23 protein-coding genes, 4 tRNA genes, 1 other RNA gene and 1 pseudogene are annotated in these 26,761 nt (G+C 73.7%); 15 read left to right on the plus strand and 14 right to left on the minus strand.

Features of this window, described 5'->3' with window-relative positions:
* Positions 1–157 precede the first annotated feature (157 nt).
* Positions 158–778 (minus strand): HhH-GPD-type base excision DNA repair protein, encoded by a 621-nt coding sequence (locus ACF1AG_RS29840; RefSeq protein WP_391810689.1) that lies wholly within the window; start codon positions 776–778, stop codon positions 158–160.
* Between the two features lie 43 nt (positions 779–821).
* Entirely contained in the window at positions 822–1,544 is a 723-nt protein-coding gene (locus ACF1AG_RS29845; RefSeq protein ID WP_359600976.1) for a siderophore-interacting protein, read from the minus strand.
* 81 nt (positions 1,545–1,625) lie between these two features.
* On the opposite strand from ACF1AG_RS29845, the gene ACF1AG_RS29850 reads away from it, so the two are divergent.
* The 5 genes from ACF1AG_RS29850 to ACF1AG_RS29870 all read left to right on the plus strand — a co-directional run bounded on the left by ACF1AG_RS29850 (position 1,626) and on the right by ACF1AG_RS29870 (position 7,541).
* A complete protein-coding gene (locus ACF1AG_RS29850) occupies positions 1,626–3,719 on the plus strand; it encodes a penicillin acylase family protein (RefSeq protein ID WP_391810690.1) in 2,094 nt (697 codons plus the stop codon).
* Positions 3,712–4,320, plus strand: a complete 609-nt coding sequence (locus ACF1AG_RS29855; protein WP_359600974.1) for a GNAT family N-acetyltransferase — start codon at positions 3,712–3,714, stop codon at positions 4,318–4,320. The genes ACF1AG_RS29850 and ACF1AG_RS29855 overlap by 8 nt, the downstream gene beginning before the upstream one ends.
* On the plus strand, positions 4,317–4,796 hold the full coding sequence (locus ACF1AG_RS29860) for a cupin domain-containing protein (RefSeq protein WP_359600973.1): 480 nt from the start codon (positions 4,317–4,319) through the stop codon (positions 4,794–4,796). The genes ACF1AG_RS29855 and ACF1AG_RS29860 overlap by 4 nt, the downstream gene beginning before the upstream one ends.
* The gene (locus ACF1AG_RS29865; protein WP_359600972.1) at positions 4,793–5,563 is read left to right on the plus strand and encodes a glucose 1-dehydrogenase; all 771 of its coding nucleotides are present in this window, start codon (positions 4,793–4,795) and stop codon (positions 5,561–5,563) included. The genes ACF1AG_RS29860 and ACF1AG_RS29865 overlap by 4 nt, the downstream gene beginning before the upstream one ends.
* A gap of 220 nt (positions 5,564–5,783) precedes the next feature.
* The gene (locus ACF1AG_RS29870; protein WP_391810700.1) at positions 5,784–7,541 is read left to right on the plus strand and encodes a copper resistance protein CopC; all 1,758 of its coding nucleotides are present in this window, start codon (positions 5,784–5,786) and stop codon (positions 7,539–7,541) included.
* 578 nt (positions 7,542–8,119) lie between these two features.
* On the opposite strand, the pseudogene ACF1AG_RS29875 reads toward ACF1AG_RS29870, so the two are convergent.
* The 4 genes and pseudogenes from ACF1AG_RS29875 to ACF1AG_RS29890 all read right to left on the minus strand — a co-directional run.
* Positions 8,120–8,212: pseudogene (locus tag ACF1AG_RS29875) on the minus strand (hypothetical protein); the annotation flags it as partial.
* Positions 8,213–8,457: 245 nt separating this feature from the next.
* A complete protein-coding gene (locus tag ACF1AG_RS29880) occupies positions 8,458–8,655 on the minus strand; it encodes a hypothetical protein (protein ID WP_359600971.1) in 198 nt (65 codons plus the stop codon).
* A 52-nt stretch (positions 8,656–8,707) separates the two neighbouring features.
* Complete coding sequence (locus ACF1AG_RS29885; protein ID WP_093553428.1) at positions 8,708–8,929, minus strand: hypothetical protein; 222 nt, start codon at positions 8,927–8,929, stop codon at positions 8,708–8,710.
* 215 nt (positions 8,930–9,144) lie between these two features.
* Positions 9,145–9,232: transfer RNA gene (locus ACF1AG_RS29890), tRNA-Ser, on the minus strand.
* Positions 9,233–9,304: 72 nt separating this feature from the next.
* On the opposite strand from ACF1AG_RS29890, the gene ffs reads away from it, so the two are divergent.
* From ffs to ACF1AG_RS29920, 6 genes are all read left to right on the plus strand, one after another.
* Positions 9,305–9,403: signal recognition particle sRNA small type (ffs, locus tag ACF1AG_RS29895), an RNA gene on the plus strand.
* A 49-nt stretch (positions 9,404–9,452) separates the two neighbouring features.
* A complete protein-coding gene (locus ACF1AG_RS29900) occupies positions 9,453–11,747 on the plus strand; it encodes a DNA polymerase III subunit gamma and tau (RefSeq protein WP_391810691.1) in 2,295 nt (764 codons plus the stop codon).
* A gap of 153 nt (positions 11,748–11,900) precedes the next feature.
* On the plus strand, positions 11,901–13,187 hold the full coding sequence (gene purD / locus ACF1AG_RS29905; protein ID WP_359600969.1) for a phosphoribosylamine--glycine ligase: 1,287 nt from the start codon (positions 11,901–11,903) through the stop codon (positions 13,185–13,187).
* Between the two features lie 273 nt (positions 13,188–13,460).
* Positions 13,461–15,215 carry a hypothetical protein gene (locus ACF1AG_RS29910; RefSeq protein WP_391810692.1) on the plus strand — a complete coding sequence of 585 codons (1,755 nt, stop codon included), beginning with the start codon at positions 13,461–13,463 and terminating at the stop codon, positions 15,213–15,215.
* A 126-nt stretch (positions 15,216–15,341) separates the two neighbouring features.
* Positions 15,342–16,709: a N,N-dimethylformamidase beta subunit family domain-containing protein gene (locus ACF1AG_RS29915; RefSeq protein WP_391810693.1), complete on the plus strand. Its 1,368-nt coding sequence runs from the start codon at positions 15,342–15,344 to the stop codon at positions 16,707–16,709.
* Positions 16,710–16,888: 179 nt separating this feature from the next.
* The gene (locus ACF1AG_RS29920; protein ID WP_359600966.1) at positions 16,889–17,788 is read left to right on the plus strand and encodes a phosphoribosylaminoimidazolesuccinocarboxamide synthase; all 900 of its coding nucleotides are present in this window, start codon (positions 16,889–16,891) and stop codon (positions 17,786–17,788) included.
* A gap of 95 nt (positions 17,789–17,883) precedes the next feature.
* Here ACF1AG_RS29920 and ACF1AG_RS29925 read toward each other — a convergent pair.
* The 8 genes from ACF1AG_RS29925 to ACF1AG_RS29960 form a co-directional block, all read right to left on the minus strand.
* Positions 17,884–17,956: transfer RNA gene (locus tag ACF1AG_RS29925), tRNA-Gly, on the minus strand.
* Positions 17,957–17,981: 25 nt separating this feature from the next.
* On the minus strand, positions 17,982–18,587 hold the full coding sequence (locus ACF1AG_RS29930; RefSeq protein WP_391810701.1) for a response regulator: 606 nt from the start codon (positions 18,585–18,587) through the stop codon (positions 17,982–17,984).
* Between the two features lie 5 nt (positions 18,588–18,592).
* Entirely contained in the window at positions 18,593–19,831 is a 1,239-nt protein-coding gene (locus tag ACF1AG_RS29935; RefSeq protein ID WP_359600965.1) for a sensor histidine kinase, read from the minus strand.
* Between the two features lie 78 nt (positions 19,832–19,909).
* Positions 19,910–20,686 carry an ABC transporter permease gene (locus ACF1AG_RS29940; RefSeq protein ID WP_359600964.1) on the minus strand — a complete coding sequence of 259 codons (777 nt, stop codon included), beginning with the start codon at positions 20,684–20,686 and terminating at the stop codon, positions 19,910–19,912.
* On the minus strand, positions 20,683–21,654 hold the full coding sequence (locus ACF1AG_RS29945) for an ABC transporter ATP-binding protein (RefSeq protein ID WP_387798596.1): 972 nt from the start codon (positions 21,652–21,654) through the stop codon (positions 20,683–20,685). Before ACF1AG_RS29945 ends, ACF1AG_RS29940 begins: the two co-directional genes overlap by 4 nt.
* A 138-nt stretch (positions 21,655–21,792) precedes the next feature.
* Positions 21,793–21,865: transfer RNA gene (locus ACF1AG_RS29950), tRNA-Gly, on the minus strand.
* 80 nt (positions 21,866–21,945) lie between these two features.
* Positions 21,946–22,017, minus strand: a tRNA-Gly gene (locus tag ACF1AG_RS29955).
* Positions 22,018–22,197: 180 nt separating this feature from the next.
* On the minus strand, positions 22,198–22,515 hold the full coding sequence (locus ACF1AG_RS29960) for an Lsr2 family protein (RefSeq protein ID WP_006133354.1): 318 nt from the start codon (positions 22,513–22,515) through the stop codon (positions 22,198–22,200).
* Between the two features lie 354 nt (positions 22,516–22,869).
* Here ACF1AG_RS29960 and purS point away from each other — a divergent pair, with 354 nt between their 5' ends.
* The 4 genes from purS to ACF1AG_RS29980 all read left to right on the plus strand — a co-directional run bounded on the left by purS (position 22,870) and on the right by ACF1AG_RS29980 (position 26,747).
* Positions 22,870–23,133 carry a phosphoribosylformylglycinamidine synthase subunit PurS gene (gene purS, locus ACF1AG_RS29965; RefSeq protein WP_031065570.1) on the plus strand — a complete coding sequence of 88 codons (264 nt, stop codon included), beginning with the start codon at positions 22,870–22,872 and terminating at the stop codon, positions 23,131–23,133.
* Entirely contained in the window at positions 23,130–23,810 is a 681-nt protein-coding gene (gene purQ / locus ACF1AG_RS29970) for a phosphoribosylformylglycinamidine synthase subunit PurQ (RefSeq protein WP_190004518.1), read from the plus strand. Before purS ends, purQ begins: the two co-directional genes overlap by 4 nt.
* Positions 23,807–26,065, plus strand: coding sequence for a phosphoribosylformylglycinamidine synthase subunit PurL (purL, locus tag ACF1AG_RS29975; RefSeq protein WP_359600962.1), 2,259 nt, complete (start codon positions 23,807–23,809; stop codon positions 26,063–26,065). The genes purQ and purL overlap by 4 nt, the downstream gene beginning before the upstream one ends.
* A 199-nt stretch (positions 26,066–26,264) precedes the next feature.
* Positions 26,265–26,747, plus strand: coding sequence for an ArsR/SmtB family transcription factor (locus ACF1AG_RS29980; RefSeq protein WP_391810702.1), 483 nt, complete (start codon positions 26,265–26,267; stop codon positions 26,745–26,747).
* The last annotated feature ends 14 nt before the right edge of the window (positions 26,748–26,761 follow it).

Raw genomic sequence — 26,761 nt, forward strand, 5'->3', positions numbered from 1 at the left:
CAGCCATGGCGACGCAGTACGCCGCCGTAAAAGATGTCGGAAACCATCAGAAAACGGTCGGTGCGCCCGTCGCGCGCCCTCACGGGGCGCTCCGTACGCCACACCCGGCTCGCATACCCGCCCCCGGTACACATGCGAAGCGGACCCGCAGGGCCAGTCACGCCCCCGTCTTCTTCGCGGCCTTCGCGGCCTTCGCGGCCTTCGCGGCCTTCGCCGCCGCCTTCATCTCCTGCTTGTGCGCCCGCACCTTCGTCAGCGACTCCGGGCCCGTGATGTCCGCGACCGAGCGGAAGGACTCCTCCTCGCCGTACGCCCCGGCCGCCTCCCGCCAGCCGGACGGGCGGACGCCGAGCTGCTTGCCCAGCAGGGCGAGGAAGATCTGCGCCTTCTGCTTGCCGAACCCGGGCAGGTCCTGGAGCCGCTTCAGCAGCTCGCGCCCGTCCTCCACGCCCCGCCAGACCGCCTCTGCGTCACCGTCGTAGTGCTCGACGAGATACCGGCACAGCTGCTGGACACGGCCCGCCATCGACCCCGGGTAGCGGTGGACCGCGGGCTTCTCGGAGAGCAGCGCGGCGAACGCCTCGGGGTCGTACGCGGCGATCTCGTGCGCGTCGAGGTCGTCCGAGCCGAGCCGCTGCGCGATCGTCGCCGGGCCCTTGAACGCCCACTCCATCGGGATCTGCTGGTCGAGCAGCATCCCGGTCAGCGCGGCGAGCGGGCTGCGGCCCAGCAGCCGGTCGGCCTCGGGGTCCTGGGCGAGGTGCAGTGTGACGTCCATGCCCCGATGATCGCGCGTCGTCCCGTTGATCGCGCGTCGCGGGTCAGCTCGCGCGCCAGTACCCCAGCGCCTGCACCCGTTGCTTGGGCAGGCCCAGCTCCTTGCGGGCGAAGGCGCCCAGCGCGCGGGTGGTCGCGGTGTCGCAGGCGATCCACACGTACGGGTCGGGGCAGGACGCCAGCAGGTCCGGCAGTTCGGCGCGGACGCGCTCCACCAGGGCCGCGCCCGCGTCGCGCCGGGGCACCTCGCGCACCTCGTGCCGCGCGGGGTCGGCCACGCAGGGCAGCCCGTCGAGGGAGCCCTCGAACCAGACGGTCGCCGGGGCGTCACCCAGGGCGCCCAGCAGGGAGTTGACGGCCGGCAGGGAGGCCGGGTCGCCGACCACGTACACGTGCGACGGGGAGGGGTCCGGGCGCTCGAAGCCGGTGCCCTGCACGGTCGCCTCGATGGTGTCCCCGGACTTCGCCGCCCGCGCCCAGTCGCTGGCGCAGCCCTCGTGCAGCGCGAACTCCAGGGCGAAGGTGCCGGTCCCCGGGTCGGGGTCGACCAGGGTGTAGGCGCGCTGGTGCGGCTTGCCCGCGTTGTCGAACCACAGCCGTACCCACATCGTCGGGTGGACGCCGGTGACGGCCAGCATCCCGCCGTCGGTGAAGGTCAGCCGCCGGTAGTCGGCGGTGACGTCCTCCGCGCCCGTCACGGTGAACTCGAAGTCCTTCGCGCGCAGCAGTCTGAGGACCGTGCCCTCCCAACCCCGCCCCTGCCCCATCGCGGTTTCACCCTTCGCGTACGATCCCGTCACGTCACGGGTAACTTAGGCGAGCCTAACCTAAAGCGAAGTGGGGGCACAGTGTCCGGTGCGATCTTCCGGGACGCCTGGGGGATTCCCCATCTGCGGGCCGACGGCGTGCGTGAACTCGCGCGCCTCCAGGGTCTGGTGACCGCCCGCGACCGCGGCTGGCAGATCGAGGTGGAGCGCCACCGCGCCCAGGGAGCCTCCGCCGCCTTCCTCGGCGCCGGCGAGCTCTCCTGGGACGTGCTGGTCCGGCGCGCCCGGATCGCCGACACCGCCCGCCGCTGCTTCGCCCGCCTGGAGGAGTGCGACCCGGAGACCGCCGACTGGATCCTGGCGTACGTCACCGGCGTCAACGAGGGCCTGGACGGTCACGAGGCCCCGGAGTTCGCCCGCTCCGGTGTCCTCCCCGGCCGCTGGGAGCCGTGGACGCCGCTGGCCGTGTGGCTGTCCACGCACCTCCTCTTCGCCGGCTTCCCCGCCAAGCTGTGGCGCGACCACGCCGCCGCGAGCCTCGGGCCGGACGCCGTGGGCCTGTTCGCCACCGACGGCCCCGGCACCTCCGGCAGCAACGGCTGGCTGGTCGCGGGGGAGCGCACGGTCACCGGGCAGCCGGTGATCGCGGGCGACCCGCACCGGTTCATCGAGGACCCCGGTGTCTACCAGCAGATACGTCTGTCCTGCCCGGAGTTCGACGTCGTCGGCCTCGCCGTGCCGGGCGTCCCCGGCATCGCCCACTTCGGCCACACCGGCACCGTCGCCTGGGCCATCACCAACGCCATGGCCGACTACCAGGACCTCTACCGCGAGCGGCTGCGCCGCACCGGCGCCGGGATCGAGGCGCTCGGCCCGGACGGCGTCTGGCGGCGGGCCGCACGGCACACCGAGACCGTCGAGGTCGCGGGCGAGGACCCCGTCGAGGTGGAGGTCGTCGAGACCGAGCGCGGGCCCGTCGTCGTCGGCGGCCCCGAAGGCCTGGACGGAGGGGTGCCCGAGAACGGCGGACCCCCGCTCGCCGTCGCCCTCCGCTACCCGCCCCGCGTCACCGGCGACCTCGGCTTCGGCGCCCTGCTGCCGCTGCTGCGGGCCCGCAGCGTGGCCGACGTGGACCGCGCCGCCGACCTGTGGGCCGAGCCCGTCAACGTCCTCCTCGCCGCCGACACCGAGGGCGGCGCCCTGCACCGGGTGGCCGGCCGCGTCCCCGTGCGCTCCGACGCCAACCGCGTCCGCCTGGTGCCCGCGTGGGAGCCCGGCCACGAATGGCAGGGCTGGCACGAGCCGCCGCGCGCCGGTCTCGACGACGGCGTCGCCGTGATGGCCAACCAGCGAGGCCCCGCCGCCCCGCTCGGCGCGGAGTTCGCCCCGCCGCACCGCGCCCGCCGCATCGCCGCCCTGCTCGCCCGGCAGCACCGCTGGTCCGCCGCCGGCATGGCCGCGATCCACACCGACACCCACCTCGCCTCCGCCGCACCCCTCCTGGACCACCTGGCCGCGCTCGACGCCCCCGGCCTCACGGGGCCCGCGTCCGCGCTGCGCGAGCGGCTGCTGGCCTGGGACCGGCACATGGACGCCGACAGCGCCGACGCCGCCGCCTTCGCGGCCCTGCGCGGTGCGGTCGTCCGCCGTCTGGCCGCCGAGCCCGCCCTCGCCGCCGCCGCGACCCCGCCGCCGTACCCGGACGTCTTCCGCCCCTGGCTCGCGCTGGTCCCGCGCATCGGGTTCGCCCTGGAGCACCTGCTCACGGCGGAGCACCTGTTCGGCATCGACCGCACGGCCGTCGTCCGGGCGGCCCTGGAGGAGGTGGCCGCCGCGCCGCCCTCCGGTACCTGGGGCGACACCCACCGCCTCGCACCCTGGCGCGCCCTGCCGCCCGAGGACCCCCGGGAGGAGCCGGGCCTGTCCGGCGACCACGACTGCGTGCTGTGCACCTCCGCCGTGCCCGGCATCACCGACCTCGCCGCCCGCGGCCCCGCCGCCCGCTACGTCTGGGACCTCGCCCGCCGCGAGGACAGCCGCTGGGTGGTGCCGCACGGCGCCTCGGGCCGCCCCGGCTCGCCCCACCACCGAGACCAACAGCCCCTGTGGCTCGCCGGAGACCTGGCCCCGGTCGTCACCGACTGGGCGCACCTGACGAAGGAGACCGATGTCTGACCCGTACGCCTCCCGCCCCGCCGTCCACGAGCAGGAGGTCGACGGCTTCGGCACCGTACGCGTACTGCCGCTGGACCCGGCCGCCGACGCGCCCCTGCTGCACCGCTGGGTGAGCGGGGAACGCGCCGAGTTCTGGGGCATGAACGGCCTCACCGAACAGCGGGTCCTCGAGATCTACGCGCACATGGACACCCTCGACACCCACCACGCGTACCTGGTGGTGAAGGACGGCGACCCGGCAGCGCTGCTCCAGACGTACGAACCGGAGGCCGACCGGGTGGGCGAGTGCTACCCCGTCGAGCCGGGCGACATCGGCATGCACCTGCTGCTCGCGCCCCCGGGGCCGGGCGGGAGCAGCTCCGGCTGGACCGCGGGGCTGTCGGTCGCCTTCTCCACGTTCGTCCTGCTGGTCCTGGACCGGCGGCGGATCGTCGTCGACCCGGACGTCGCCAACGAGAAGGCGATCGCCCGGTTCGCGCGCCAGGGCTTCACCGCCGGGCCCCGGGTGGTGCTGCCCGAGGTCGACCTGCCGGACGTGTACCTCCCGGAGAAGCACGCACAACTCGCGTTCCTCACCCGGCGGGTAGCCTTCGGAGGGTGACCCCCGACGACCTCGTCGCCCACTTCGGACTGGAGCCGATCCCCCGGGAGGGAGGCCGGTTCCGGCAGACCTGGGCCGGTCCCGACCGGCCCGACGGCCGCCCCGAGGGCACCGCCATCGTCGCCCTGCTCACCGCAGAGCCCGGCGACTTCTCCGCCCTGCACCGCCTGCCCGCCGACGAGACCTGGCACCACTACCTCGGCGACCCGCTGCGGATGCTGCTGCTCGCACCCGACGGCACCAGCAGCACCCCGGTGCTCGGCCCCGACGTGCTCGGCGGCCAGCACGTCCAGCTCACCGTCCCCGCCGGCACCTGGATGGGCGCCCGCGTCGCGGAGGGCGGTTCCTGGACCCTGTTCGGCTGCACGATGGCCCCCGGCTTCACCTACGAGGGCTACGAGCACGGCGACCCGGCCGAACTGGCCGCCCGCCACCCCGACCGGGCCGCCCTCGTGGCGGAGCTGGGCCGCCCATGAGCGGGCGGGGACTGCTGAACGGTCAGGTCGCCCTCGTCACCGGCGCCGGCGGCGGCATCGGCCGGGGCGTCGCCCGCCGGCTCGCCGAGGAGGGCGCGGCCGTCGCCCTGCACTGCCGCACCTCGGTCGCGTCCGCCCAGGAGACGGCGGCCGTCATCCGGGAGGCGGGCGGCCGGGCCGTCGTCCTGCGGGCCGACCTCACCGACGAGGACGCCTGCCACCGGATCGTCGCGGAGGCGGCCGAACGGTTCGGTGGCCGGCTCACCGCGCTGGTCAACAACGCCGGGGTCCAGCCCGTCCAGGAGCTCGCCGGGATGACGGCGGCCGAGTGGCGCGCGGTCGTGGACACCAACCTCACCGCCGTCTTCGCCTGCACCCAGGCGGCGGCAGCGCTGATGCGCGACCAGGGCGGCGGCTCCGTCACCCACGTCGCCTCCGTCGAGGCCCGCTTCCCCGCTCCAGGCCACGCGCACTACGGCGCGTCCAAGGCCGCGGTGGTGATGCACGCCCGCACGGCCGCCCTGGAGTACGGCCCGTGGGGCGTGCGCGTCAACACGGTGTCGCCCGGCCTGATCGACCGGGAGGGCCTTGAGGACGCCTGGCCCGAGGGGGTGCGCCGCTGGCGTGAGGCGTCCGCCGTGGGCCGTCTCGGCCGCCCGGAGGACGTCGGCGACGCCTGCGTGTTCCTGGCGTCCCCGCTCGCGTCCTGGGTGACCGGCCACGACCTGGTGGTCGACGGAGGGGCGACCTCCCGCCCCACCTGGTGAAGCCCCACCTGGCGAAGCCTCGGTTGGTCTAGCCCTTGTTGGCGAAGCCCACTCGGTGAAGCCTCACCTGGTGAAGACGTCCCCGCCGCGTTGAGCGGACCGGGCGTTCCGTCCGTACTCCCCGGGAGGCGGACGGCCGGGAGGCGGGAACGACGTGGAGCGACGGCGCGACGGGGCGGCGGGCGGCCGGGACGGCGGAGCGCCGGTCCTGCGTGCGTGGGTGCTGCTGGGCACGCTGCTGGTGCTCCTCCTCGCGGGCGCGGCCCCGGCGAGCGCCCACGCGGCCCTGCGCGCCAGCGACCCCGAGGACGGAAGCGTCGTCGGGACGGCGCCCACGCACATCACCCTGACGTTCACCGAGTCCGTGGGCCTGCTCGAGGACTCCTTCCGCATCTACGGCCCCGACAACCGCCGCGTCCACATGGAGGAGCCCGAACACGCGGCCGGCGCCGCCGACACGGCCCGCGCCGCGCTGCCCCGGGACCTCGACGAAGGCACGTACACGGTGGCGTGGCGGGTGGTCTCGGCGGACAGCCATCCGGTCTCGGGCGCGTTCACCTTCTCCATCGGCAAGCCGTCCCCCACCCCGCCGGCGGCGCCCCAGGACCACGCCGAACACCCGGTCACCAAGAGCCTCTACGACACCGGCCGCTACCTCGCCTACATCGCGGCCGCGCTGCTCATCGGCACGGCGGCGTTCGCGGCCCTGTGCCGCCCGCCGGACACGGGCCCGCTGCGGGCGCCCCTGCTGTTCGGCTGGTGGACCCTGCTGGTGACGACGGCGGCGCTGCTGGTGCTGCGCGCGCCCTACGAGAAGGGCACGTCACCGGCGACGGCCCTGGACGTGTCGGCGTTCCCGGACACGCTGAGCGGCCGTCCGGGCATGGCGCTCCTGGCCCGCGTGCTGCTCCTGCTGACGGCGGCCCTGCTCCTCCCGGTCCTTCGCCACCGGACGGTCCGCACGCGCATGACGGCGGGCGCGGCCTTCTCCGTGGGGGTGGCCCTGACATGGGCGTCGGCGGAACACGCCTCGGCCGGCATCCAGGTCCCGGTCGCCATGACGTCGTCGGTGCTGCATCTGCTGGCGATGGCGGCCTGGCTCGGCGGCCTCACCGCCCTGCTGCTCACCCTCCACCGGGCGAAGACCCCGCCGCCGTACGACACGGTGGCCCGCTTCTCCCGTCTGGCGTTCACGTCGGTGACGGTCCTGGTCCTCACCGGCGCCTACCAGTCCTGGCGCGGCCTCGGCTCCTGGTCCGCCCTCACGGGAACGGCGTACGGCCGCACGCTCGCCGTGAAGCTGGCGGCGACGGTGTTCCTGCTGCTCGCGGCGGCCCTGTCCCGCCGCTGGACGGCCCTGCTGGCCCGTCCGGCGGTGGCCGGGGAACGCGTACCGGCGCTGGTGGGCGCGCCGGGCCCGCCCACCGAACCGAGGACCACGCACGTGACCACCGCCGAACCGGCAGCCGTCGAGCCGGAAACCGTCCACCGCCGCGCCCTGCGCCGCTCCGTCCTGGCGGAGGTGGTGGTCGCGGTGGCCGTCCTGCTGGTCACCACGGTGCTGACCGGCACCCTGCCCTCCCGGGCGGAGGCCGAGGCCGCGAAGGCGCCCGCGCCGCAGGTGGCGGGCCTGCCCGGCGCCCAGGCCCTGACGGTCCCCTACGACACGGGGACACCCGGCGGCAGCGGCACGGTCCAGCTCACGATGGACCCGGGCCGCGTCGGCGAGAACGGCCTCCAGGCGGTGGTCTTCGGTCCTCAGGGCGCCCTGTCCTTCGTCCCGGAGCTCCGCGTCACCTTCACCCTCCCGTCCGAGGACGTGGGCCCCATCGACGCCGGCCTCACCGACCGGGGCGGCTACTGGGCCACCAACGACCTCACCCTCCCTCTGGAGGGCACCTGGACGATGAAACTGACGGTCCGGGTCTCGGACATCGACCAGGTGACGGTGGAGCGGGGGGTGCGGATCGGGCGGTGAGGGGCGGGGTGCGTGCTACCTCTCGCCCGGACTTCCGGCGGTCGCGGGCGCGTCGGTGGCGGTGAACGCGCCCGAAGAATCCTGCCCAGGCCGGCAGGGGCGGCCGCGAGGCGGATCCGCCTGCCTCCGTCGTCCAGTTCGGCGACGTCCCAGCCCCTCGGCACATCGCCGTCGCCGCCGCGTGGACGGCGGACCGCCCTGACGACGAGCCGCTCCACCGGGATCGGGCGTGCCGCGAACCGGCCCGGGCCCGGGTGGGGTGTGACGGCGGGCCCGTCAGGGCCGAGGACCACATGGGTGCCGAAGCCGTCGGGGCTGTAGTCGGTGGACTCCAGGAAACGGGCGGTCAGGAGGACGTCCCTCGTCGCCCGGTCTCGGGTGTGCCGTGCCGCCGTGCAGCGCGCGCAGCTCCTCCACGGTGCCGTCGAAGGCGTCCTGTCCCCGGAGGACGGGCCCACCGGCAGGGACAGGCGCCGGACAGGACCACCGCGCGTCACGACCTCGACGCGGTGGATGTCGCTGTGACGCCCGCGCTGCAGGTACACCCGCACGTCCGCGATGTCCTCCCACCGGGCACTGCGGCGGCGCAGCAGCGTGCGGTACGACAGTCCGTCCGCGTCGGCGTGCACGCGGACGACGGCGGCGTACGCGCCCCCGACACCCAGCGGCATGAGAAGAAGACCCGTGAGCAACCACCCGTCGGGGGCCCGCCCGTGATCACGAGGCGGGCCACAACCAGGATCAGCCCGGCCGCACCGGCACCGAGGAAGAACCACGGAAGCCGCTTCGACCGGGTACGGCACGTCACGTCAGACACGCTGCCCATGCGGGGAGCGTGCCATCGCCTCACCTGCGCAGGCTTGTCCGGACCACGGCAGTGTTCATGCACGCGATGCTGCCGGGCCGGCACACCCCGCTAGGCGGACTTGGGCCGCCGCGCGCTGGTGTCCGGGGCCGGCTGCTGCGCGTCCTCGGCCCAGAGGGTCTCGTCCTCGCCGAAGTCCGGAGCCTGGAAAGGCTGGGTCGTCGGACGGGGCGAGCCGGTGGAGCTGTGCGTCTGCCCTTCCGGGGCCGAGAACAGCGATGTGGAGTCGATGAGAGGTCTGCCTTTCATTGCAGGCCGCTGAGCGAGCGGGCCTGGCGTGCCCGGAGCGGGCACGGTGGTCCTAGAGCTTGGTCATCTTGGGGTACGGGCTCAGGATCCGCATCTGCGCCGAGCCGAAGTCCACGAGCGCCGCGACTCCGTCCTCGATGCCGACCACCCGGCCGAGGCCGTACACGTCGTGGGTGACCTGATCACCGGTGTCGAAGTGCTTGGGGGCCGGTGCGACCGGGGCCTTGAAGGGGCTGGTGGGCAGATGACGCTTCGGCGCCGAGGGCTTGGTCATGGCTCAGTATGCGCCTTTACGCGCCGCGCCCGCTGTGTCCATGGGCACAGACCCGGACGACTGCGGCCGCTTCATGCCGCTGACCTGGGGAGGCGCGGATGCGGGCCCCCTCCTTACATGTGACGGGGGTCACGCTCCGCGGGGCGAGGTCGGACAACGTCGAAGGGCCCCACCGCGAACGGTGGGGCCCTTCGACATCGTGCCCGGTGAGGCACTGGCGGAGGATACGAGATTCGAACTCGTGAGGGGTTGCCCCCAACACGCTTTCCAAGCGTGCGCCCTAGGCCTCTAGGCGAATCCTCCGCCGGAAACATTACATGACCGAGAGGAGTGCTCGCGAACTCGTTCCCTGCCCGGGGGATGAGGTAGCCTCTGCGTAGCCCCTCACGCGGCGCTATCTGACTGAACTCCCCCAGGGCCGGAAGGCAGCAAGGGTAGGTCGGCTCTGGCGGGTGCGTGGGGGGCGCTTGCGTTCCCCGGCGGGCCGGTCCGGTTGTCGGTGCGCGCCTATAACCTCGTAGACGTGTCGTCTCTCGCGCTGTACCGCCGCTACCGACCCGAGTCCTTCGCCGAGGTCATCGGGCAGGAGCATGTCACCGACCCGCTGCAGCAGGCGCTGCGGAACAACCGGGTCAATCACGCGTACCTGTTCAGCGGACCCCGCGGCTGCGGCAAGACGACCAGTGCCCGGATCCTCGCGCGGTGCCTGAACTGCGAGCAGGGGCCCACCCCCACCCCGTGCGGCACCTGCCAGTCCTGCCGCGACCTCGCGCGCAACGGGCCCGGTTCGATCGACGTCATCGAGATCGACGCCGCGTCCCACGGCGGTGTGGACGACGCCCGTGACCTGCGGGAGAAGGCGTTCTTCGGGCCCGCGTCCAGCCGGTACAAGATCTACATCATCGACGAGGCCCACATGGTCACGTCGGCCGGCTTCAACGCGCTGCTCAAGGTCGTCGAGGAGCCGCCGGAGCACCTGAAGTTCATCTTCGCGACCACCGAGCCCGAGAAGGTCATCGGGACCATCCGGTCGCGCACGCACCACTACCCGTTCCGGCTGGTGCCGCCCGGCACGCTCCGCGAGTACCTCGGCGAGGTGTGCCAGAAGGAGGGCATCGCCGTCGAGGAGGGCGTGCTGCCGCTCGTGGTGCGGGCCGGCGCCGGTTCCGTGCGTGACTCCATGTCCGTCATGGACCAGCTGCTCGCCGGCGCCGGGGAGGAAGGCGTGACGTATGCCATGGCCACCTCCCTGCTCGGTTACACGGACGGCTCGCTGCTCGACTCCGTCGTCGAGGCCTTCGCCACCGGTGACGGCGCCGCCGCCTTCGAGGTCGTCGACCGGGTGATCGAGGGCGGCAACGACCCGCGCCGTTTCGTCGCCGACCTGCTGGAGCGGCTGCGTGACCTCGTCATCCTGGCCGCCGTTCCCGACGCCGCGGACAAGGGCCTCATCGACGCCCCCGCCGACGTGCTCGAGCGCATGCAGGCGCAGGCCGGCACGTTCGGGCCCGCCGAGCTCGGCCGTGCCGCCGACATCGTCAACGAGGGCCTCACCGAGATGCGCGGCGCCACCTCGCCCCGGCTCCAGCTGGAGCTGATCTGCGCGCGCGTGCTGCTGCCCGCCGCGTACGGCGACGAGCGCTCGCTGATGGCCCGGCTCGACCGCATCGAGCGCGGTGTGCAGTTCTCCGCGGGCGGTGCCGCCGGCGGCGTGCCCGCCATGGGGTACGCCCCCGGCCCGGAGGCCCACCAGGGGGCGGCAGCTCCGGCTCCGCAGGACGTCGTCGAGCCCGGCGGCGGCCCCGCCGCGGCCCGCGCCGCCGTACGGGCACAGGGCCAGCCGACGCCCCCGTCGTCCATGGCTCCCCCGTCGCCCATGGCTCCCCCGGCCCGGACGCAGCCCCAGCCGGAGGCGGAGGCTCCCGCCCCGACTCCGCCCCCCGCCGCCCCTCAGTCGCCCCCGGCCGCCGCCGCACCGGCACCCGCTCCGTCGGCGCCCGCAGCCACCGCCCCCGGCGCCTGGCCCGCCGCCGCCCCCGCGGGCGGCGGCGCGGGCCGGCGGCCCGGCGGCTGGCCCACGGCCGCCTCCGCGGGCGGCGGCGCGAGCAGGGCGCAGTCGCCGCAGCCCACCGCCCCGCCGGCCTCCGCGGCCCCGTCCGCGCCCTCTGCGCCGGCCGCACCCTCTGCGCCTCCCGGCGGAGGCGGCGGGCTCGACCCCCGCATGCTCTGGCCGAACATCCTGGAGACGGTCAAGAACCGCCGCCGCTTCACCTGGATCCTGCTCAGTCAGAACGCCCAGGTGACCGGTTTCGACGGCACGACGCTCCAGCTCGGCTTCGTGAACGCGGGCGCCCGCGACAACTTCCTCAGCAGCGGCAGCGAGGACGTGCTGCGTCAGGCGCTGACCGAGCAGTTCAACGTGCAGTGGAAGATCGAGGCGGTCGTCGACCCGTCCGGCGGTGGCTCCCCGGCCGCGTCCGGTACCGCGGGCGGCCCGTCCGGCGGCCGCGGTGGTGGCGGCGGCTACGGGACACCGAGCGGCGGTGGTTACGGGGCGCCCGGCGGTGGCGGCCCCGCCGACACCCGACGCCCCTCCACCCCCCAGGCGTCGGCCCCCTCGTCTCCTTCCCCCGCCCCCTCCACGCCCGCCCCGGCCGCCCCCTCCCGGCCCGCCGCCCCGGAGCCGCCCCCGGTCTCGCCCGAGGACGACATCCCGGCGGACGACGATCCCGACCTCGACGAGTCCGCCCTCTCCGGGAAGGAGCTGCTCGTCCGCGAGCTGGGCGCGACGGTCGTCGAGGAGATCACGAACGAGTAGTACGAGCGGGTGCGACGGGCGGGGCGCCCGCAGTCCGCACCCCGCTCCCGGCGCCCTGACCAGCTCGTTCGGAGGAACGCACAACAGCGCGCTCCCCGCCCCTTCGGAAGCCCGCACAAAGCGTGCCCGCCGGCTGCCGTTAGGCTGACCCCCGTGAAGGTCCTCGTCATCGGCAGCGGCGCCCGCGAACACGCCCTGTGCCACTCCCTGTCCCTCGACCCCGATGTCACCGCGCTGCACTGCGCGCCCGGCAACGCCGGCATCACCGAGGTCGCCGAGCTGCACCAGGTCGACGCCCTCGACGGCGCCGCCGTGTCCGCACTGGCCGTGCGGCTGGGCGCGGACCTCGTGGTGGTCGGCCCCGAGGCGCCCCTGGTCGCCGGGGTCGGCGACGCCGTGCGCGAGGCGGGCATCCCCGTCTTCGGCCCCTCCAAGGAGGCGGCGCGGCTCGAGGGCTCCAAGGCCTTCGCGAAGGACGTGATGGCCGCGGCCGGCGTGCCGACCGCCCGCTCCTACGTCTGCACCACCCCGGACGAGGCCGACGCGGCTTTCAAGGCCTTCGGCGCCCCGTACGTGGTGAAGGACGACGGGCTCGCGGCCGGCAAGGGCGTCGTCGTGACCGACGACATCGAGGCGGCCCGCGCGCACGCCGCCGCCTGTCTGGGGGCGCCTCCCGCGCCGTCCGGGCAGCGGGGGAGTGTCGTCGTCGAGGAGTTCCTCGACGGCCCCGAGGTCTCCCTCTTCGCGATCACCGACGGCGAGACCGTCGTGCCCCTTCAGCCCGCGCAGGACTTCAAGCGCGCGCTGGACGGCGACGAGGGCCCGAACACCGGCGGCATGGGGGCGTACTCCCCGTTGCCCTGGGCCGACCCCAAGCTGGTCGACGAGGTCCTCCAGACCGTGCTCCAGCCGACCGTGGACGAGATGCGCCGCCGCGGCACTCCGTTCTCCGGTCTGCTCTACGCCGGTCTCGCGATCACCTCGCGCGGTGTGCGCGTGATCGAGTTCAACGCCCGGTTCGGCGACCCCGAGACCCAGGTGGTCCTGGCCCGGCTGAGGACCCCGCTGGCCGGGCTGCTGATGGCCGCCGCCACCGGCAACCTCGCCCACCTGGAGCCGGTCCGCTGGAGCGACGACGCCGCGGTCACCGTGGTCGTCGCCTCGCACAACTACCCCGGCACCCCGCGCACCGGTGACCCGGTCACCGGCCTCGACGAGGTCGCCGCCCAGGACGCCCCGCACGCGTACGTCCTGCACGCCGGGACCCGGCTCGAGGGCGACACGGTCGTCAGCGCGGGCGGGCGCGTGCTGTCCGTGACGGCGACCGGCAAGGACCTCGCCGAGGCCCGCGACCGCGCCTACCGTGCGGTCTCCCGTATCGGCCTCGACGGCTCCCAGCACCGCACCGACATCGCGCGCAAGGCGGCGGAGGACGCGTAACCGGCCCGCGCGACGCCCAGGTCACCCCAGGCCCCGGATCCCCCAGGATCCGGGGCCTGACCTTTGCCGTCCGTCGACCACCTCTCCCCAAAGCCATTCCATCGAGTGAGCGATGTGCCATCCGGCTGACGGGGGCCAAGGCCCCAACTAGGGTGCCGCGCAAGCGTTCCGGCACTTGGCCCACCGGCATTGCGATGTCGGTGGCGGGTGCCACAGTGGGGGCATGGGCAAGCCAGGACCGTGTCAGGCGCCGGGAGGGGGTGAGGGCGGGTCATGAGCATGAGCGGTGCGGGAAGAGAGCAGGGAGCTCCGGGCGCCAGAGCCCGGGCGCTGGACGTGCTGCGCGTCCGCAGCCGGGCGCTGGCCGTCGCGCTGCTGCCCGCCGCCGCCGCGGTGATCCTCCTGGCCGGCGGGTCCACCGGCCACATGACCGGCCCCGGCTGGGACGTGGCCCGCCGGATCGTCACGCCCCTCGCGGTGCTGGTGCTGCTGCTCGCCGCCGGTGTCGCCCTGGTCGTCGCCCGCGCCCGGCCCGCCGTCACCCCCACCGTGCCGATCGCCGAGGAGTCGGCGCCGGACCTGTACCGGATGGTGCGTGACCTCGCCGACCGCCTCGGCGTCCCCGCGCCGTCCGCGATAGCGCTCACCCCGGACTGCGACAGCTGGCTGGAGGACCGTACACATCCGGCGCACGCGCCCCCGCCGCCGGAGGAGCACGACGACGTGGCCCACGCGGGCCGGCCGTCCCGCCGCGCGCCCGCCGCGCCGGTGCTGGTCATCGGCTCGCCGTTCCTGTGGTGGATGCGCGTGGCCGAGCTGCGCGCCTTGCTCGCCCCGGTCGTCGCCGGCACGGGACCGTCGGCGCACCCGGACATAGCCGCCGCCCGGCGCTTCGTCCGGGGCCTGGACGCCGCGGTCGCCGTCACGTCGGCGCCGGACCGCGGGCCGGTCTCCCGCGCGATGCTCGCCGGGGTCGGCCGGGTGGCCCGCCTGCTGCTGCACGGCAGCCGGGTGCACGCCGCGGAGATGGAGCGCGGGGTCGCCGCCGCCGCGGCCGAGCGCGCCAAGGCCGTGGACTACGGCCTGCGGATCGTCGCCCAGGAGCAGGTCGGCCTCGCCTACGCGGGCTGGGACCGGCTGCTGACCCGGGTGGCGCTGCCCGCCTGGCGGATGGGCCGCTGGCCCTCCCGGCTCAACGCGGGCGTCGTCGCCGCCCTCACCGAGCTGTCGCGCCGGGACCGGCTGGCCGAGGGGTTCGCCTCCCGGCTCGGGGAGCGCCCCGCCTGCGACCTGCTGGAGGAGCCCGGCGCGGTCGACGAGGCCACCTCCCTGCTCGCAGCCCGCCTCTTCCACGGCGGCCCGGCGGAGACCGGCCCCGACTGGTCGCCGGTCCACTGGGGCGACTATCCGGAGGAGGTCGTCGACCGCAAGTGGCGCACCGACGCCGCCCGCCTGCACCGGATACTCGACGCCCTGCGCGTACCGCCCGCGGACGAGGAGACCCGGGCTGCCGACGGCCCCACCCTCGCCCGCGTCCTGACCCATCTCACCGCCGGACCCGACCTGCCCCCGGCGCCCGTCCCGGGCGTCGCCCAGGACGAGGACGACCTCGGCGGCGGCACCGCCCGCAGCGCCGCCCTCGCCGCGCGCCTCACGGCCGAGCTGGCCCGCGAGGAGGCGGCCGCGGCCGCCGTCCCGGCCGGTCCCCGGGGGGCCGCGGCGTCCGATCCCGACCCCTTCCGCGACGACCGCGCGCTCCCCCTCTTCCCTCTCCAGCCGCCCCGCACCGGACGGGAGCTGCTCGCCGACCACATCACCGCGATGGTCTGCTGCGCGGCGATGGACACCGTGGGCGCCGTCCCCGGTCTCGACTGGCTCGACGGGCCCACCCTCCTCGTCGGCGGCACCCGCGCCACCGACCTTCCGCCCCAGGTGCTGACCCTCATCGAGGACGGCGACCCCTCGGGCCTCGGGACCTGGCTCACCCGGCAGGGCATACGCCCGGAGAAGCCCGTACGCCTCGCCTGAGCCGCGCCCTGCCCGCCCCGTCCGGAGCGTGTTCCTCCACTTCAACGCACGCGCGACGAACGGTGACGACACCCGTGCGGAATGTGATGTGCTGGGGCCGTTCACGCTCAGGGGAGGGGGAACGGCATGCGACCGGAGCGGATCCGGCACGAAGCGACAGGGGCACCGGCACCCGACGGCGGGGACCCCTTCGCACCCGTCACCTTCCCCTGGCCGGTCCCCTCGCCCCACGACGCCGACGGCCGCATCGAAGGTTTCGCCTCCCCCTCCGCCGTCGCCCCCGGCGACTCCGTCGACTTCCACGTCACCGTCGACCCGCCCCGCCCGTTCCGCGTCACGGTCCACCGCATCGGCCACTACGAAGGCCGGGGCGCCGCCGAGATCACCACGAGCCCCCGCCTCCACGGCACGGCGCAGCTCCCGCCGCTCACCGCGGGGCGCACCGTCTCCTGCCACCACTGGTGGCTGTCCTGGCGGCTGCCGGTCCCGACGTACTGGAGCACCGGCGCGTACGTCGCCGTGCTGGCCACGGAGGACGGCCGGCACCAGGCGCACGTGCCGTTCACCGTGCGGGACGACCGCCCGGCGGACCTGCTGCTGGTGCTGCCGGACCTGACCTGGCAGGCGTACAACGCGTACCCGGCGGCGGACGGCCGCACCGGCGCGAGCCTCGCACCCCCCGCCGACGACGAGCACGAGGCGGACGACCCGGTCACGACCGTCACCTTCGACCGCCCCTACGCGGGCGACGGGCTCCCGCCGCACGCCGGGCACGCCTACGACGTGATCCGCTGGGCGGAGCGCTACGGCTTCGACCTCGCCCACGCCACCGCCCGCGACCTGCACGCGGGGCGCGTCGACCCGGCCCGCCACCGGGGGCTCGTCTTCCCCGGCCGGGACGAGTACTGGACGGTGGAGATGCGCGCGGCCGTGGAGCGCGCCCGGGAGCACGGCACCTCGCTGGTGTTCCTCTCCGCCCGCACCCTGCACCGGCAGATCGAGCTGGCCCCTTCCCCGTCCGGCGCCGACCGCCTGCTGACCTGCGGCAGACGCCGGGGCCGGTCCGGACCCGCCCCGTGGCGGGAGAACGACCGCGCGGAGCAGCTGCTGCTCGGCATCCAGTACGCGGGTCCCGTGCCGAGACCGCGCCCGCTGATCGTCCGCAACGCCGGCCACTGGCTGTGGGAGGGGACCGGCGCGCACGAGGGCGACGTCCTCGACGGCCTGGTGGCGGGCGGGGCCGACCGCTACTACCCGCGCACCCCGCTGCCCGCCCACGAGGAGCGCATCCTGCTCGCGCACTCCCCGTACGGCGACCGGCAGGGCGCCCGGCGCCATCAGGAGACGTCCCTGTACCGCGCGCCGTCCGGGGCGTGGGTGTTCGCCTCGGGCACGCTCGGCTGGTCGCCGGCGCTGGACCGGCCGGGGCACGCCGACCCCCGCGTCCAGCGGGCCACCGCCAACCTGCTCGACCGCATCCGCAAACGCGACTGACGCCGGGCACGGGACCGGCGCCCGGCGAACCCGGCCGCACCACCCCGACCGCCGTCCCGTCCGCACATACGGGAGAATCGACGTAGCGTCCGGCCCCCTCCCGCCACCGCCCTCCGGGAGCTCGTGCGGGAGCCGGGAGCGCTGCGGGCGTCCCTTCTGTTCAACCACGCGGAGGAACCGTGTCCGGATTCGTCGACAAGCCCGAGCCGATCCAGGTTCCGGGCCTGGTGCATCTGCACACCGGCAAGGTGCGCGAGCTGTACCGGAACGAGGCGGGCGACCTCGTGATGGTCGCCAGCGACCGCATCTCCGCCTACGACTGGGTGCTGCCCACCGAGATCCCGGACAAGGGCCGGGTGCTCACCCAGCTCTCCCTGTGGTGGTTCGACCAGCTCGCCGATCTGCTCCCCAACCACGTCCTGGGCACCGACCTCCCCGAGGGCGCCCCCGCCGACTGGGCGGGCCGCACGCTGGTGTGCAGGTCGCTGAACATGGTCCCGGTGGAGTGCGTGGCCCGCGGCTACCTCACCGGGTCGGGGCTCGTCGAGTACGACGAGAGCCGGACGGTCTGCGGGCTGGCCCTCCCGCACGGTCTGGTCGACGGCTCCGAGCTGCCCGCCCCGATCTTCACCCCGGCCACCAAGGCCGCCGTCGGCGAGCACGACGAGAACGTCTCCTACGAGGAGGTCGCCCGCCAGGTCGGCGCGGAGACCGCCGCCCAGCTGCGCCAGGCCACCCTCGCCGCCTACTCCCGCGCCCGGGACATCGCCCGGGACCGGGGCATCATCCTCGCGGACACCAAGTTCGAGTTCGGGTACGACGGGGACAGCCTGGTCATCGCGGACGAGGTGCTCACCCCCGACTCGTCCCGCTTCTGGCCGGCCGACCAGTGGGAGCCGGGGCGGGCGCAGCCTTCGTACGACAAGCAGTTCGTCCGGGACTGGCTGACCTCGGCGGAGTCGGGCTGGGACCGGAAGAGCGAGCAGCCGCCGCCCGCGCTGCCGCAGCAGGTCGTGGACGCCACCCGGGCGAAGTACGTGGAGGCGTACGAGCGCCTGACGGGCACCACCTGGAGCTGACACCGGGCCGGGGCCGGGGGACGCCCCCGGCCCCGGGAGACGGACGGCGGCACACGACGAAGGCCCCGGTCATCGACCGGGGCCTTCGTCCTCTGAGCGAACGACGAGGTTCGAACTCGCGACCTCAACCTTGGCAAGGTTGCGCTCTACCAACTGAGCTACGTTCGCCTGCTGCGCCGTGGCGCGAGCACCACTATACCCAACCGCGCTGGCGGGCGAGACGCACCGCGGTGTGGCGGTTCTCCGCGCCGAGCTTCGAGACGGCGGAGGAGAGATAGTTCCGCACGGTCCCCTGGGACAGCCGGGCCCGATCCGCGATCTCCGCCACGGGCGCCCCGTCCGCCGCCAGCTCCAGCACCTCCGCCTCGCGCGCGGTCAGCGGCGAGTCGCCCGCCGCGATCGCGTCGGCGGCCAACTCGGGGTCGACGTAGCGGTTTCCCGCGTGCACGGTGCGGATGATCTCCGCGAGCCGCTGGGCGCTGACGGTCTTGGGGACGAACCCCCGCACCCCCGCCGCGAGCGCCCGCTTGAGATGGCCCGGGCGTCCGTGCCCGGTCACGATCAGCACCTGGCAGCCGGGCAGCTCCGCCCGCAGGGCTGTGGCGACCTTCACACCGTCCGCGCCGGGCATCTGGAGGTCCAGCACGGCGACGTCCGGCACGTGCGCCCGCGCCATCGCCAGGGCCTCCGGGCCGGACGCGGCCTCGGCGACCACCAGCAGGTCGTCCTCCAGGGACAGCAGGGCGGCCAGCGCCCCGCGGATCAGATGCTCGTCGTCGGCGAGCAGCAGCCGCACCATGCCGGTCACGAGGCGACCTCCAGCGCGGGTCGCGCGGTGAGCGGGACCTCGGCGACGAGCCGGAACTCGCCGTTCCCGGCCTCCCCGGCGTCCAGCGTGCCGCCGACGGCGGACAGCCGCTCCCGCAGTCCGGCCAGCCCCGTTCCGCCCGTGCGGGACGACCCGTGCGGGGCGGTCGCCCCGTCGTTCCGCACCGTCAGCACCACACGCCCCTCCGGCCTCCGCACCTTGACGGTGCACTTCTTCGCGTCCCCGTGCCGCAGCACGTTGGTGGTCGCCTCCCGCACCACCCAGCCCAGCGCGGACTGCACCTCGGCGGGCAGCCCGTCGGTGGCGCCGCCGATCTCGCAGTCGATCCCGGCCGCGCGCAGCACGCCACGGGCGCCGTGGAGTTCGGCCTCCAGGTCGGCCCGGCGGTAGCCGCGCACCACCTCGCGCACCTCCCGCTGGGACTCCTGGGCGATGCGCTGCACCTCGATCATCTGCTCGACCGCCTCGGGCCGCTCGCGCCGCGCCAGCTGGACGGCCAGCTCGCTCTTGAGGGCGATCACGGCGAGGTTCCTGCCCATCACGTCGTGCAGGTCCCGTCCGAACCGCAGCCGCTCCTCGGCGACCGCGAGCCGGGCCCGCGTCTCCCGTGCCTCGTCGAGGGTGTAGACGGCATTGAGCAGCCAGATGGAGAAGGCGGAGGTGGCGGCGAAGAAGCCGCTCGCGGCCGTCACGAACGCCGCCGTCGTCAGCGCGGCGAGGGCCGGCATGCCGACTGCCCAGGCCGCCAGGCCCGCGCCCGTCCCGAACCCGAGGACGAGCCAGACGACGCGACGCCGGTGCTTCATCCCGAGGGCCATCAGACCCACGCCGTAGCAGAGCGTGGCGCCGAAGACCGAGCCCAGGACGGTGCCGGTGTCCTCCCCGGCCCCGCCGGGGCCGTGCCGGCCGAGAGCGACGGCAGCGACCGCGACCGCGGCGGTCGCGGCGCCGAGCGCCCACAGCAGCCGCAGCGGCTGGGGACGCCGGCCGACCGTCCAGTCCAGGGCGCGGGAGGCGGTCACCATGGCCAGCGCGACGTGCGCCGCGACCGGCACCATCACGAGCAGCGCGAACCGCGCCTCCACGTGCCCGAACGCGGTCACCCCGATCACCGTCGGCTCGGACAGCGCGATGAAGTGGAACGACCACCGCGTGTACGTCTCGACCTTCGCGGGTGTGCTCTTGCGCCCCCACCAGCCGCCCGGGCCCGCCATCCGCCGCTCCTGTTCCTGCCGATCTCCGACGCCGCACCGGTCACAGCCGTGCGGGCGCCCTTCGCCCTGGCCGGCGCCTCAGCGCCGCGGCTCCCAGCGGAACCGCCGCCGTACAGCAAACACCGCCACCGCGGTCCAGGCCAGCGCCACCGCCAGGGCACCGAGGGCGTCCCCGGCCGAGAGGTCGCCGGTCCAGCCGCCGCGCACCAGGGTGACGACCGGGGTCAGCGGCAGCAGCTCGCAGACGGACGCCAGACGGTCCGGGAACAGCTCCAGCGGGACGAACATTCCGGAGCCCAGCATCGAGGCGAACATCAGCGGCATGGGCGTGACCTGGGCGCTCTCGCCGGTCCGGGTCCAGCTCGCGGTGGCGGCGGCGAGCGCCGCGCTCATCACGAGGCCCAGCAGAAGGCCGAGCACGACCAGGTGCGGCGCGGAGGGCGCGGACAGGTCGAGCAGCACGGCGCAGCCCGTGATCAGCAGCAGGCACTGCAGCAGCCCGGTGAGGACGGCGGGGAGCGCGGCCCCGGAGAGGATCTCCGCGTCCCGCAGCTCGCCCGTGCGCAGCCGCTTCAGCACCAGCTCCTCGCGCCGGACGACGTAGACGCCGACGAGGGTGGAGTACACGGCGAAGAGCAGCGAGAAGCCGACGGCGGCGGGCAGGACCAGCTCACCGGGGGTGAGCCCGGCCTCCGCGAGGTTCATCTCCTCGGCGGCGGAGCGCACGCTGACCGGCAGGATCAGCGGCACGAAGAGCCCGGCGACGAGGGCGCTCTTGTTGCGTCCCAGCAGGGTCAGTTCGGCCCGGGCCAGAGAGGCCATCCGGCCGGTCGGGGTGGTCGTGGTGATGCTCATGCCGCGTACTCCTCCGTGGTCACGCCGTTCCCCGCCGGGGCCGAGGCGTCCTTGGCGATGGTGAGGAAGGCCTCCTCCAGGGAGGCCGAGCGCACGTCGAGCCGGCGCAGCTCCACGCCCGCGTCCCGTGCCCACAGCAGCAGCTCGGTGGCCGAGCGCTGGAGGTCGCGGGTCCGCAGCCGGACGGTGCGGCCGTCCACGGTGTGGTCGTCCACGCCCATCGGTCCGAGCGGCGGGAGGTCGCCCAGGTGGTAGCCGTCGGGCAGGTCGAAGGTGATCCGGGACGGCTCGGTCGCGGTGACCTCGGCGGGGGTGCCGGTGACGGCGATCCGGCCCTCGTGCATGATCGCGAGCCGGTCGGCGAGGTTCTCGGCCTCTTCCAGGTAGTGCGTGGTGAGCAGCACGGTGGTGCCGGAGTCGCGCAGGGCGCTCACCAACTCCCAGGTGGCGCGGCGGCCTTCGGCGTCGAGCCCGGTGGTCGGCTCATCGAGGAACAGCACCTCGGGGTCGCCGAGCAGCGCGAGCGCCAGGTCCAGACGGCGCCGTTGCCCGCCGGACAGCTGCTTGACCCGGACGTCGGTCTTGGAGCCGAGGCCCACCATGGTCAGCACCTCCCGCTCGGGGCGCGCGCCGCTGACGCAGCCGGCCCACATACGGGCGGTCTCGGCGACGGTCAGCTCGGAGGGGAAGCCGCCCTCCTGGAGCATCACGCCGGTGCGGTGCCGTACGGAGGCGCGCTCGGTGTACGGGTCGTGGCCGAGGACCCGTACCCGTCCGCCGGCCGGCGGGGCCAGTCCTTCGAGGAGTTCGACGGTGGAGGTCTTCCCGGCGCCGTTGGTGCCCAGCAGGGCGAAGATCTCCCCGCGTCGCACGGTGAAGTCGACGCCGCGCACCGCTTCGAACCCGCCCCCGTAGACGCGCCGCAGGCCTGTGACCTCGATCACGTGCTCAAGTCCGTTGGTTTCCATGCCTCGAGCATTGCGGCGGACGGAGGAGCCCGGCAGTGCGCGGTGTCATCACCGGACATGACAAATGTCAGTCGGGACAGGACCGTTGAGGCTGGAACACGAAAGACCCCGGTCCGATGGACCGGGGTCTTGTTCCCGAGCGGACGACGAGGCTCGAACTCGCGACCTCAACCTTGGCAAGGTTGCGCTCTACCAACTGAGCTACGTCCGCATTGCCTCCGACCGGCTCTCACCGATCGGCGCGGGCACCAGCCTACCTGATCCACAAGCGTGGTCGGTGAAGTGGTGCAGAGCGGGTGACAGGAATTGCACACTGCGCCTTCCCCCTGGAAGGGGGATGTTCTACTACTGAACTACACCCGCATGTCCTCGGGCCGGGCCTTTCGGCCTCGCCCCTCGGCGTGCTCCAGACTTTAGCTGATCAGCAGGGGGGCTGCGCAAGTCGGTTGCCCGGAGCGCCCGGTGACCGCCCGTCGGCGGGGTCACCCGGCCGGGGCCGGCTCCGCACGCGGGTGCGGTTCCGCGTGCCGGGCCGGGTGTGGTTCAGCGGGCCGCGGCGAACGCCTCGTAGACCTTCTTGGGAATGCGGCCGCGGGCCGGGACGTCCATCCGGTTCGCCTGCGCCCAGGCGCGTACGGCGGCCGGGTCCGGGGCGACCTCGGTCTGCCGGTAGGCCTTGCCGGAGCGGGCGCGCTTGCGGCCGGCGTCCACGTAGGGCTCGAGCGCCTCGCGCAGTTTCCTGGCATTGGTTTCGTTCAGGTCGATCTCGTACGACGTGCCGTCGATCCCGAAGGCGATCGTTTCCGCCGCTTCCGAGCCGTCGATGTCGTCGAAGAGAGTGACCACGACCTTCTGCGCCACGAATATCGGTCCCTTCGTGCGACACCTCTTCCGTCCGGCCGTCCTGACGACGTGCCGGTACGGTCGCCGAGATGTCGGCTGTCCGCCTGTAATCGGGCAAAGTATCTGCTAATGACAATTCATTTGTACAGTGCCCGGCAATGCAATGGGAAGCCCGACTAAATCTGCCCGCGTGTCCGGGCGCAATAGCGCTGTGGGGGAGATCGCGGATCTTTCCCGGATCTTTTCCAGGGAGTCTCCCGGCGATGCCGAATCGTGACGGTGCTCACGTAGTTTCCTACAACTCTACTCGCGTAGAAATTTTGTACGGGTAGTCTGAAGGGACCTGCTCAGCACCACACACCGGGAGTGCCAGTGGCACGCGTCGTAGTCGACGTCATGCTCAAGCCGGAGATCCTCGACCCCCAGGGCCAGGCGGTGCAGCGCGCACTGCCGCGTCTGGGTTTCGAAGGGATCTCGGACGTCCGTCAGGGAAAGCGATTCGAACTGGAAGTTGACGGGCCGGTCGACGAGACCGCGCTCGCCCGTATCCACGATCTTGCGGAATCCTTCCTCGCCAACACCGTGATCGAGGACTTCACCGTCCGGGTCGAGGAAGTCGCGGAGGCGGCCAAGTGACCGCTCGTATTGGCGTCGTCACTTTCCCGGGCAGCCTCGACGACCGGGACACCCAGCGCGCGATCCGCGTCGCCGGCGCCGAACCCGTCGCTCTCTGGCACAAGGACAAGGACCTCAAGCAGGTCGACGCCGTGGTGCTCTGCGGCGGTTTCAGTTACGGCGACTATCTGCGCGCCGGCGCCATCGCGCGCTTCTCGCCGGTCATGGACACCGTCATCGACCAGGCCAAGGCCGGTCTGCCGGTGCTCGGCATCTGCAACGGCTTCCAGATCCTCACCGAGGCGCACCTGCTCCCCGGCGGCATGCTGGGCAACGACCACCTGCACTTCATCTGCCGCGACCAGAAGCTGCGGGTGGAGAACGCGGACACCGCCTGGACCACGGACTACGAGGCCGGCCAGGAGATCCACATCCCGCTGAAGAACATGGACGGCCGCTACGTAGCCGACCGGTACACGCTGGACAAGCTGGAGGCCGAGGGGCGGGTCGCGTTCCGCTACCTCGACGTCAACCCGAACGGCTCGCTCAACGACATCGCCGGCATCACCAACGAGGCCGGGAACGTCGTCGGCCTGATGCCGCACCCCGAGCACGCCGTCGAGTCGCTGATCGGTACGGGCCGTACCGACGGCCTGCCCTTCTTCACGTCGATCCTCAAGAAGCTGGTCAACGCATGAGCAAGACGCCCCTGGACACGGTCGACAACGCGGCCGCGACCCCCGACGTCGAGCTGCCCTGGGCCGAGCTGGGCCTGAAGAAGGACGAGTACGAGCGGGTCGTGGAGATCCTCGGCCGCCGCCCGACCGGCGCCGAGCTCGCCATGTACTCGGTGATGTGGTCCGAGCACTGCTCGTACAAGTCCTCCAAGGTCCACCTGCGCCAGTTCGGCGAGAAGGCCCCCGAGTCCGACGCCCTGCTCGTCGGCATCGGCGAGAACGCCGGCGTCGTGGACGTCGGCCAGGGCTACGCCGTCACCTTCAAGGTCGAGTCGCACAACCACCCCTCCTACGTCGAGCCCTACCAGGGCGCGGCCACCGGCGTCGGCGGCATCGTGCGCGACATCATCGCGATGGGCGCCCGCCCGGTCGCGGTCGTGGACCCGCTGCGCTTCGGCGCGGCCGACCACCCCGACACCAAGCGCGTCCTGCCCGGCGTGGTGGCCGGCATCGGCGGCTACGGCAACTGCCTGGGCCTGCCGAACATCGGCGGCGAGGTCGTCTTCGACGCCTGCTACCAGGGCAACCCGCTGGTCAACGCCGGCGCCATCGGTGTCATGCGGCACGAGGACATCCACCTCGCCAAGGCGTCCGGCGCGGGCAACAAGGTCATCCTGTACGGGGCCCGCACCGGCGGTGACGGCATCGGCGGCGCGTCGATCCTGGCCTCCGAGACGTTCGACGACGCCAAGCCCTCGAAGCGCCCCGCGGTGCAGGTCGGCGACCCCTTCCAGGAGAAGCTCCTCATCGAGTGCACCCTGGAGGCGTTCGCCGAGAAGCTGGTCGTCGGCATCCAGGACCTCGGCGCGGCCGGCCTGTCCTGCGCCACCTCCGAGCTCGCCTCCAACGGCTCCGGCGGTATGAGCGTCACCCTCGACGACGTGCCGCTGCGCGACTCCACGCTCTCGCCCGAGGAGATCCTCATGAGCGAGTCGCAGGAGCGCATGTGCGCGGTCGTGGAGCCCGACAAGGTCGACCGGTTCCTCGAGATCTGCGACAAGTGGGACGTCATCGCCACCGTCATCGGCGAGGTGACCGACGGCGACCGCCTGGAGATCTTCTGGCACGGCGAGAAGATCGTCGACGTCGACCCGCGCACGGTCGCGCACGACGGCCCGGTCTACGAGCGCCCCTACGCCCGCCCGTCCTGGCAGGACGAGCTCCAGGCGGACGACGCGAACAAGCTGCCGCGCCCGGCGACGGGCGAGGAGCTGAAGGACCAGGTCCTGAAGCTGGTCGGCTCGCCGAACCAGGCGTCCAAGCAGTGGATCACCCAGCAGTACGACCACTTCGTGCAGGGCAACACCGTCCTCGCCCAGCCCGAGGACTCCGGCATGATCCGCATCGACGAGGCGTCAGGCCTCGGCGTCGCGATCGCCACCGACGGCAACGGCCGCTACGCCAAGCTCGACCCCTACACGGGCGCGCAGCTCGCTCTCGCGGAGGCGTACCGCAACGTCGCCACGACCGGCGCCAAGCCGCTCGCCGTCTCCGACTGCCTGAACTTCGGCTCCCCGGAGGACCCGGCGGTCATGTGGCAGTTCGCGGAGGCCGTGCGCGGTCTGGCGGACGGCTGCAAGCAGCTCGGCACCCCGGTGACCGGCGGCAACGTCTCGCTCTACAACCAGACGGGCGAGGCCGCCATCCACCCGACCCCGGTGGTCGCGGTCCTCGGCGTCATCGACGACGTGGCCCGCCGCACCCCGGTCGCCTTCCAGGAGGAGGGCCAGCTGCTGTACCTCCTCGGCGACACCCGCGAGGAGTTCGGCGGCTCGGCCTGGTCGCAGGTGATCCACGACCACCTCGGCGGCCTGCCCCCGAAGGTCGACCTGGAGCGCGAGCGGCTGCTCGGCGAGATCCTGATCTCCGCCTCCCGCGACGGCATGATCGACTCCGCGCACGACCTGTCGGACGGCGGTCTGATCCAGGCCGTGGTCGAGTCCGCGCTGCTCGGCGGCAAGGGCGCACGTCTGGTGGTTCCGGACGGTCTGGACGCGTTCACCTTCCTGTTCTCCGAGTCGGCCGGCCGCGCGGTCGTCGCCGTGCCGCGCTCGGAGGAGGTCCGCTTCAACGACATGTGCGGTGCGCGCGGCCTGCCGGTCACCCGCATCGGTGTCGTCGACGGCGACACGGTCGAGGTCCAGGGAGAGTTCTCCCTGCCCCTGGCCGACCTGCGCGAGGCCCACGAGGGGACGATCCCGGCGCTGCTGGCCTGAGCCCCGGCATCCTCTGCACGCGAAGCCCCCGCCCTCTTCGGCGGGGGCTTCGTCGTGCCGGCCGCCGGGCCGGGGCCGTTTCTCCACAGGCGTGCTTGTCCACCGGCGTGCTTGTCCACGTGTTTCCACAGGTGTGCACAGACACTTGCGAAGGATTACGTAGTTACGTAATCTCGAATTCGTGGAACTGGAAGAGCGCATGACCGAGCTGGAGCGGCGCATCGCGGCGCTCGAAGCGGCCGACCGCACGGCTCCTCCCGTGGAGGAGGGTGACTTCTGGGCCCTGGAAGGGCTCAAGGAGCAGCTCGCCGCGCTGAAGGCCGCCGACGGAGGCGTGCTGTTCACCGGCGCGGTCCGGCTGCCGACCGGCGAGCGGTACGACTGGCAGCACGGCGCGCTCACCTCGGACCTGCTCACCTTCGAGTGGCCGGACGCCGCGGAGTCCTTCGCGGCCCTCGGCCACCCGGTCCGGCTCCGGCTGCTCCGCGAGATAGCGGGCGGCCGCCGCACCGCCGCCGAGCTGGCGGAGCTGGACGACATCGGCACGACCGGGCAGATCTACCACCACCTGCGCCAGCTGTCCGCCGCCGGCTGGCTGCACAGCACCGGCCGGGGCCGCCACGAGATCCCGGCGGGCCGGGTGGTGCCGCTGCTGGTGGCGCTGGCGTCGGCGCGGCCCTGACCGCACCGACGAGC

The organism is Streptomyces sp. NPDC014764, assembly GCF_043082785.1.
In the GTDB taxonomy this organism is placed as follows: domain Bacteria; phylum Actinomycetota; class Actinomycetes; order Streptomycetales; family Streptomycetaceae; genus Streptomyces; species Streptomyces althioticus.